The organism is Nitrososphaera sp. AFS (genome assembly GCF_009898475.1).
Lineage (GTDB): Archaea > Thermoproteota > Nitrososphaeria > Nitrososphaerales > Nitrososphaeraceae > Nitrosopolaris.
This window is the reverse complement of record NZ_QURE01000086.1, coordinates 1-8,255: the sequence shown is the minus strand read 5'-3', so window position 1 is coordinate 8,255 and position 8,255 is coordinate 1. Positions and strand designations below refer to the sequence as shown.

General features: G+C 39.9%; 7 protein-coding genes. 1 reads left to right on the top strand and 6 read right to left on the bottom strand.

Going from position 1 to position 8,255, the window contains the following annotated elements; all coding sequences use genetic code 11:
- A partial coding sequence (locus DYY65_RS08945; RefSeq protein ID WP_236561763.1) for an AAA family ATPase occupies window positions 1-1,467 on the top strand: 1,467 nt, incomplete at its 5' end.
- A 1,074-nt stretch (window positions 1,468-2,541) separates the two neighbouring features.
- Here the strand turns inward: DYY65_RS08945 and DYY65_RS08940 are convergent.
- From DYY65_RS08940 to DYY65_RS08920, 6 genes are all read right to left on the bottom strand, one after another.
- Window positions 2,542-3,075, bottom strand: coding sequence for a M57 family metalloprotease (locus DYY65_RS08940; protein WP_370519339.1), 534 nt, complete (start codon window positions 3,073-3,075; stop codon window positions 2,542-2,544).
- Between the two features lie 617 nt (window positions 3,076-3,692).
- The gene (locus DYY65_RS12250) at window positions 3,693-3,998 is read right to left on the bottom strand and encodes a hypothetical protein (RefSeq protein WP_201449429.1); all 306 of its coding nucleotides are present in this window, start codon (window positions 3,996-3,998) and stop codon (window positions 3,693-3,695) included.
- A gap of 2 nt (window positions 3,999-4,000) precedes the next feature.
- The gene (locus tag DYY65_RS12245) at window positions 4,001-4,540 is read right to left on the bottom strand and encodes an SDR family oxidoreductase (RefSeq protein WP_201449428.1); all 540 of its coding nucleotides are present in this window, start codon (window positions 4,538-4,540) and stop codon (window positions 4,001-4,003) included.
- Between the two features lie 976 nt (window positions 4,541-5,516).
- Window positions 5,517-6,539 carry an SDR family NAD(P)-dependent oxidoreductase gene (locus DYY65_RS08930; protein WP_162477616.1) on the bottom strand — a complete coding sequence of 341 codons (1,023 nt, stop codon included), beginning with the start codon at window positions 6,537-6,539 and terminating at the stop codon, window positions 5,517-5,519.
- 291 nt (window positions 6,540-6,830) lie between these two features.
- Window positions 6,831-7,469 (bottom strand): hypothetical protein, encoded by a 639-nt coding sequence (locus DYY65_RS08925; protein ID WP_162477615.1) that lies wholly within the window; start codon window positions 7,467-7,469, stop codon window positions 6,831-6,833.
- On the bottom strand, window positions 7,354-8,255 hold a 902-nt coding region (locus DYY65_RS08920; protein WP_201449427.1), incomplete at its 5' end, for a hypothetical protein. The genes DYY65_RS08920 and DYY65_RS08925, both read right to left, overlap by 116 nt.

Below are 8,255 nucleotides of genomic sequence, written 5' to 3'. Positions count from 1 at the left end.
GCAAACTTTTATTCCATCGGTGGACCAGAAATAATGAGCAAGTTCTATGGAGAAAGCGAAGAGCGTCTTAGAGAAACTTTCAAGCAGGCACAAGAAAATTCTCCATCAATCATCTTTATCGATGAAATAGATTCCATCGCTCCAAAGAGAGAAGAGGTTTCTGGTGACGTTGAAAAAAGAGTAGTATCACAACTTTTGACTTTAATGGATGGCATCGAATCTAGAGGCAAACTAGTCGTAATAGGTGCTAGTAATAGGCCTAATGCACTTGATCCCGCTCTAAGACGACCGGGCAGGTTCGACAGGGAGATTGAGATCGGAATACCAGATCAAGAAGGCAGACTAGAAATATTGCAAATTCATACCAGAGGGATGCCACTTACAGATGACGTAGACTTAGAAGATCTATCGAAGATAACTCACGGGTTTGTAGGCGCTGACTTGGAGTCACTAAGCAAGGAGGCAGCCATGAGATCAGTGCGTAGAATACTCCCAGAAATTAATATGGAGCAAACTAAGATTCCATTTGAAGTCCTAAACAAGATAAAAATCACAAATACCGACTTTCAAAATGCACTGAAAGAAGTTCACCCTTCAGCAATGAGGGAGGTTCAAATTCAGAGGCCTAATGTTAAATGGGACGAAATAGGTGGTTTAGCCGAAGTCAAGGAAGAGCTATCAGAAGCTATTGAATGGCCATTAAAGCACGCAAATTTGTTTAGAGAGGCCGATGTAGCTCCACCTAAAGGACTCTTACTTTACGGACCGCCTGGAACGGGGAAGACTATGATTGCAAAAGCAGTAGCAACAACTTCCGAGTCCAACTTCATTAGTGTTAAGGGGCCTGAACTTATATCGAAATGGGTCGGGGAATCAGAGAAGGGAGTAAGAGAGGTTTTTCGCAAAGCAAGGCAGGCGTCTCCATGTATCGTGTTCTTTGATGAGGTAGATGCGATTGCCCCACGAAGGGGCAAGTCAGAAGATTCACATGTGACAGAAAGGGTGATAAGCCAGATGCTAACGGAGATGGATGGTCTTGAGGATTTGAAAGGAGTAGTGGTGATTGGAGCAACCAATAGACCAGACATTATTGATGAAGCCTTACTGAGACCTGGAAGGTTTGATCGCATATTAGAAGTTCCATTGCCGGATAAAGATGCAAGGAGGCAGATTCTAAATATTCATTTAAGAAAGAAGCCTCTTAATCCCAATGTCAATCTTGAAGAGCTAGTTGAATTAACGGATAAGTGTACTGGTGCTGACATTGCTGCAGCGATAAACGCAGCTGCTCTGGCAGCCATTAAGGAACATCTTTCGACAGCCAAAGATGGCAAAGCCAGTGAAAATAACGACAAGCGAAAGAGCAATATCGATATCAAATTGAGTATCTCGATGGAAAATCTAAAGGCTGGATTGCAAAAAGTGTTGAGAAAAGCCAAAACGATACAAAACTCAGATATCGTTTAAATGGTACCACTAACCAGAGTTGTGTACTTGGCGTATTGGAAATAGATAAGAAGGCCGACAGGTGGATAGAAACTTACTGCGTTATATCTATTTCCTAAACTCAAACCACTTAAAATAGGGAGCTGGTAGCAATAGGAACTCTGCTGACTACATAAATTATTTCCTGTTAAAGATTCACCACCTTATCGCGTTATCTTTTTGTACCAAAAGCTAGCCTATCCTCGTGCTTATGATCCTCTAAATCTTAAATGGATCTAGTTCACTTTAGTAATAGTGAAGACCCGATTTTGTGATTAGAGAAATCTGGCTAATTTATTATAATCTTGTCTGTATGAATACGTCACTTATTCTTCCATTTCTTGTAGAGGGTTAAGTTGGAATCTAAAGAAATGTTTAGAAATTTAAAGTCGACAAAACAGTATTAATGGATAGAGTCGCTACGATATAATGACAATTGACTAAGAGGCTATGGAAAATATTCAAATGTAAATATTGCTCGAAGGAAACGCTTACCAAGGTTTGTTATGCTTGCATTGTAACCCATTAGACCATTTAAGCCTCGCAATATCTGTTGACTTTTGGTCCCAATGAGAATTAAGCCATCTTTTGATGCTCATCGGTCAAAACTTCCTATCACTTTGACTCCACTCACCTTTTCGTACTGATATTGCCTCTAACACTATATGCAGATCTACCCGTTCAGTCTGTCGCAAAAATCGAGCCAGTAAAGATTTACGCCACACACAAGTAGTATACATTCGGACAATGATCTCCATTAAACGGAGTGTTCGTAGAACTTGCTTAGGTGCCATCTAGGTAGTATAGAAATTAGCTTTTAGTAATGCTTCAGCGGGAAGATGGCTGCCAACGCCTTTTCCAAGTAGGTACACCATTTATGCCTTTATCATCTATTTTCAACAGATTTCTCTCGATGGCTCAATTCTAGTCAACCACTACCACCGGGAGACATTCTTTTATCATCAGCTATGGATCAATATTACATACTTGCATTTAGTATGGAAGTAACGGAATGTAGTCATGTCAGCTTTGCGCATTATTATCCTTGCGAGGAAGTCAGCAATTCACCTGCTCCACCTGTGGCAGAGTAGGAGTTCCATTGACGCCAGCTCCTGCAAGCCATTGCTCAGCATGCATTACACCATTAATGTCACATTTGGATATTCCGTCTGTCCCCGGATTTATAACTGGAGACATCAGGTCTCCTCCGAAGTTCGCGTGGCCCAAGCCTAGTGTGTGACCCAACTCATGCATAGCTATTTGCTTCAATTGTGATGAGGCGATGTTATTTCCGAATGCAGCTGTTGCTATGGTCACTACTGCGTGAGCAATATGACCACCTGAGTCAAAATACGTAGATGTCTGTCCGACCGTATCCCCAAATGTAGAAGTCGTACCTATGCCATTACCACTATTGTGCTCAGCCGCACTTTGAAATCCAATAATTATGTCCGCAGGATTATACTTTGTGACCTGCACCAAACTCAAGCCATTTACACTCTTCATCCATGCATCGGCAGCTGAATTTACTGCTTGTCGCTCTGATTTCGTTCCTCCTGTTATTTTGTAGGTCAACTGCCCATTTATCACCTGTGAATTCCATGTGCAGCAAATTCGCAGCGAATGGATCAGTTGGTGAGAGTGTCGTGTACCCGCGCCCTTCGTGGAGTGGTCGCTGCTAGAATTATGATGATGTTTTGATTCAGCTTGAACATCACCGGCTAACCATGTATAATGAATAGAGAGTAAGTTAAGAACTGTGGAAAAAGACAATGGAAAAAGCAAAACCAATGCTATAACACAAGCGCGAACCAAAATCAATAAAAGTATATTTCATTGCTATATAATATGGATTTTATAAAATATTACTATAATCCTACTAGTGCTCTGATTTACAATACAAGATTCTCATAATCATAATCTGTATTTCCATTCTACTAGAATTTACCAGCGTACTACTGCTGTCATATCTATTAATTACTTTTGGACATGATGTTAGAGGTAGAGAGGACGTAGTCTTAATTACTGTATTTTCCTTAAGTTCTGAATATTGCACCTACGTAATACTACTCTCATGTTATGGGATTAAGGGTATAACTAACTTGAGTTCGAATATCAGTGTGGGAAGTGGGTAAGCATATGTTCTATTGATTTGAAAAATTGACAACAATTCGGTTCGTTTTTCGAAGGTGGTGCATCGATTTTCTCTACATCAGATTTTGTTTCATCATTTTGTAGAACTTTTCATCAGTCATATTTCTTTTAGCATTCAACCATGTTTCTGCATCTTTTCCAGCTAAATATCTGAGGCTGGGATTGTCATTTGTAATAGCTTCAAGAACCACCTTAGCTACCACTTCAGGTGATGAAGCATTTTTCATCATTTCTTCAAACGCAGAAGCCATCTTTTGTGTTATCTCGGTATAAGGAGAATTCGGATCTTTAGATTTCTTCGCAACTACCACGCTACTGAAGATATTCGTATTTATTACTCCTGGTTCTATTATGATCACCTTTATACCAAATGGCTCAAGTCATAGGCCATCGATTCGCTTAGGCCTTCAACTGCAAATTTTGTACTAACATACGCTGACCCACCTGGGTAACCAAACTTCCCAGCTACTGAACTAATATTTACGATGGTGCCGGATTTCTGTTTTCTCATAATTGGAAGAACTGCTTGAGTTGTTCTTATCAATCCAAATACATTGGTTTCATACTGTCCCTTTAACTCATCCATTGATAGATGTTCAAATGCTCCCTCAAGTACATACCCTGCATTGTTAACTAGGACATCTAATCTACCTGTTTCGGATAATATCGCTTGTACTGCGTTATTGATTGAGAGCTCATCTGTGACATCTAACTGAGTGATGCGAACAGGCAGGTTTTCCTTGCCTGCATTAGATTTTATATTCTCACCTTTGTTAAGATTCCTCACTGTCGCGTATGTGAGGAAACCATTACTAGCCAGCATCATAGATGTTTCATAGCCTATTCCACTTGAGCTACCTGTAACAACAGCTACTTTATTGTCGGAAGAAGATATTGCCATACTCCAGCTTATTAATATCATATAATTAAATTGAGTAGTAGTTATTGGGCTAGTTAGTACTTAAGATACAACCTTAGTCTTCTTGCTTGGTTAAGTCTAAAAAAATACAAAACCGCCATACATTACTAGTTAAAATGAAAGTGCTTAAGATTTGGAGAATTAATCCTGCACATATAGCACAACAGGTATTGATAATAGCCCTCTCTAGTCTAATATGTGTTGAATCTGGGTAGGTGACAACTGCTGTTTGAATAGGTCATAAAATCGTAAGGTGTTGTAATATCCGATTTTCCTTAAGTATTGTGAATAAGACACTCTGAGTTCAAGACCTGTCTGTAATAATTTCTTCCATGTCCCTTGACTTAATGTGACTTCGCTAAGGATCACCCGTTCTCAGCAATTCCTTTCCTATGGGGTATATGGTAATGAATTAAGACATTTGATATGGCGCCAGATAGTAACAGGAGTGTTGATAAAGGAGGCGTCGCTGATATTCCAACCGATTTATAATGAATTACCGAATCAATCAATCAGTAGCAGGTCCTTTCGACATTTTTGTTAATTGATAGTATTTTCCTGCACCGCAAGCTCAAAGAAATTATTTTCCGTAAACCAACTAAAAACGGGCCGTTAATACAATTAGCCATATCTAACAAAACTTGAAGCATCTGCCATGCCTGTAAGGGCCTGTGATATTCAGTCTACCTGAGACCACTTTGTAGCGTAACAAACTTCAACCCATCGTAGTAAAACGTAGTGCATAGTTCCTAATACTACTAGACCTTCCTACCTATGTGGACCTGATATGATTCGATTAACCTGTATTCAATGAAAAAGAATAGCGCAGCTCTTTTTCAAGGTCTAATGGTACTATGGGAGTGACCAAGTACAAGGTGGATGCCATATGTTTTTTTGTAACCGGTTTATTTCTCAAACGATGCAATAATTCTTTCCATTGACAATTATAGTGTCTTAATTAATTACTGCATTTGCTTTCTTGATAGACTTTGGCAGCCAGGCTTTTAAGATATGGCTCTAATTCATCGCCGGGCATCAAATTTAAAAATGATCTCATCTTGTCAGTGTTTGCGCAGCTATATCGTATGTCACCTGGTATAGGCTTATTAATGCCTGGTTGGCAGTTCTGACCAAAAATTCTAATCATCATGGCCGCAAGTTCCAAGACTGTAGTAGCCTTTCCTGTTCCAACATTTATTGCATGAACATCTGGGACAGCCGTTCCCTTGAAGTCAACAGCCGAAAGTATGGCCTCCACAACGCTGTTGATTGAAATAAAGTCACGAACTTGGCCACCATCACCGGAAATAATCGGGAACATATACGCGGATAATCTTTCAGCAAACTGTGTTATAACCCCTTTATTCTTAGAGCGCGATCTTACGCCTTCTCCAAAGACGTTAAAGATTCTAAGTGATATAGCATTTTGAATCTTCCCAGTGTTTTTGAAAGAAGAAACGAGAGCCTCTCCAGCGATCTTGCCAGCTCCATATGGGGACATTGGATTCAGTTGCTGTTCTTCGGATATTGGCACGTTATTTGATTGTCCATAAACTGCAGAGGAAGAAGCAAAAATAAAATTCTCTACGCTCACACTTGAACAAGCTTCTAGGACATTAAATGTTCCCTTAATGTTTACATCGATTGTGTCCTCTGGATTTCGAATCGACTCTTGAACGCCTTCCTTAGCAGCCAAATGAATACAAGTATCGATATCTTCTTTTTTGAAGATGTCAATAATTGACTCCTTATTTCTTATATCTTCTATATATATTGAAACATTACCAATTCCATTCAATCTGACAAAATTTGACCTGCTCATGTGGCTGGTTAGGAGAGCGGCCTTGACTCGATTCAAGAAATTTGAATCTGCATTGCTTAGGTTATCTATAATGATGACTTTGCAATCTCTTTGAGATAACCTCTTAATCAAATGATGACCTATAGATCCGGCGGCCCCCGTTACCAGGATATTGTGCATATATTAATTCTTCATTTCAGCTGTCATATAATTAATCGCTTGCCGTAATTTATAACTTGACTGTTGAATTTTTACAGGATCATGTGAGTCAAGTCGGTTGGTCGGTTTTGGCACGAATTGTCTGAAATTCACTTTATCACCTGTGAAAAGATGAGTCAGCATAATTAGCTGGATCAAGCATGTGGCTAGACAGAATTTTAAGCGTAATCATTTAAATCGACTTTTGTTAGATGCCGAAGGGTTGAAAGGTTTAACACGAGTCTTTGATCCAATTAACTAGTCTTGAGCTGTTCAATGGAATGGCAATAGGAACGGAACGTTGTCTTTCGTTTTTGATTGATCAGAGGTGGTAGTCGGTGCTGTATTTGTAGGCCCAGAAGTAATAATTGGTGCAGTCGCCCCTGAGTTGCCGCTCATGCTGCTTCCTGAGTTGATACCTGATGGAATCGCCACAGATGCGTTTGATTGATCAGAGGTGGTAGTCGGTGCTGTATTTGTAGGCCCAGAAGTAATAATTGGTGTATTTGACGGTAAACTGCCTCCAGATGGTATGGCCACAAGAGAGTTTGATCCGGTAGGGTTAATTTGCGGTAAGTTGCTACTCTGTGGTACAGATTTTGAGTCATTTACGTTTACAATATTAGAATTGTCCGTACTGGGATTTACGATTGTAGAGTGATTGTGATGATTCCCATTAGGAATTGTGTTGGTATTTGAGTTTGCGACGGTGTTGTCTGGTGATGAAGGATTTGTAGCTGGTGAAGGATTTGTAGCTGGAATAAGATTCTCATTGTTGCTATTAGCTTCGGTACCACTATTGCCTGTACTGGGATTTACGATTGTAGAGTGATTGTGATGATTGTGATGGCCCTTTGAGTTTGCGACGGTGTTGTCTGGTTGAAGGATTTGTAGCTGGAATAAGATTCTCATTGTTGCTATTAGCTTCGGTACCACTATTGCCTGTACTGGGATTTACGATTGTAGAGTGATTGTGATGGCTCTTGGTGTTCACAGCGTTTATGTTATTATTTACTACGTTATTATTTACTACGTTATTATTTACATTATCATTTACATTATTATTAATTACCGTGTTGCCTGTACTGGGATTTACGATTGTAGAGTGATTGTGATGATTGTGATGGCCTCCATTATTCGTGTTTGTATTGAAACTATCAAGTGATGGACCTGTGGCAGGACTAGGGTAGTTATTGTAACTATACGTATTATCTTCAGCAGATGTAACAGAATGATCGTGGTGACTAGCTGAATTAATATTTGTGCTTGGATCCTGAATGGGTGAAGTAGTAGCAGGACCGGTTAGTTCGACAGGATTGACTTTGAATGTCTTCGAAGTTGAATACGGTTCATAGTGAGGAGCTGATACTTGGGTCGCGAATTTATAAGGCCCAGTCTGGTCGCTGCTGCCAAGTGTCCAAGAGTAAGAAGCTTTGCCTGAATCGTCAGTCGTGCCTTTGACCTTCTTATATGGTCCCGTTGGGTCAGTAATTTTTCCTGAAATGAGTGCGCCTGGTACAGCAGTTTTGGAGTCTTTGTCGGAGACTTTTATGGTTATCGTTTGTTCATCCCCTGGATGTAGAGGGCTCTTGGTAAAATGTAAGGAAACCGATAACACTTTTGGTGGATCTACTACTGAGGCTGCTGATGGATTAGAAGAAACTAACTTTGTGGCTGAAGCTTTTAATTTTGAAACTG

Bases quoted from the DNA above. Each gene is read 5' to 3' on its own strand.
- DYY65_RS12245 (WP_201449428.1), bottom strand. From the start codon at position 4,540: ATGGCAATATCTTCTTCCGACAATAAAGTAGCTGTTGTTACAGGTAGC.
- DYY65_RS08930 (WP_162477616.1), bottom strand. From the start codon at position 6,539: ATGCACAATATCCTGGTAACGGGGGCCGCCGGATCTATAGGTCATCAT.
- DYY65_RS08925 (WP_162477615.1), bottom strand. From the start codon at position 7,469: ATGAGAATCTTATTCCAGCTACAAATCCTTCAACCAGACAACACCGTC.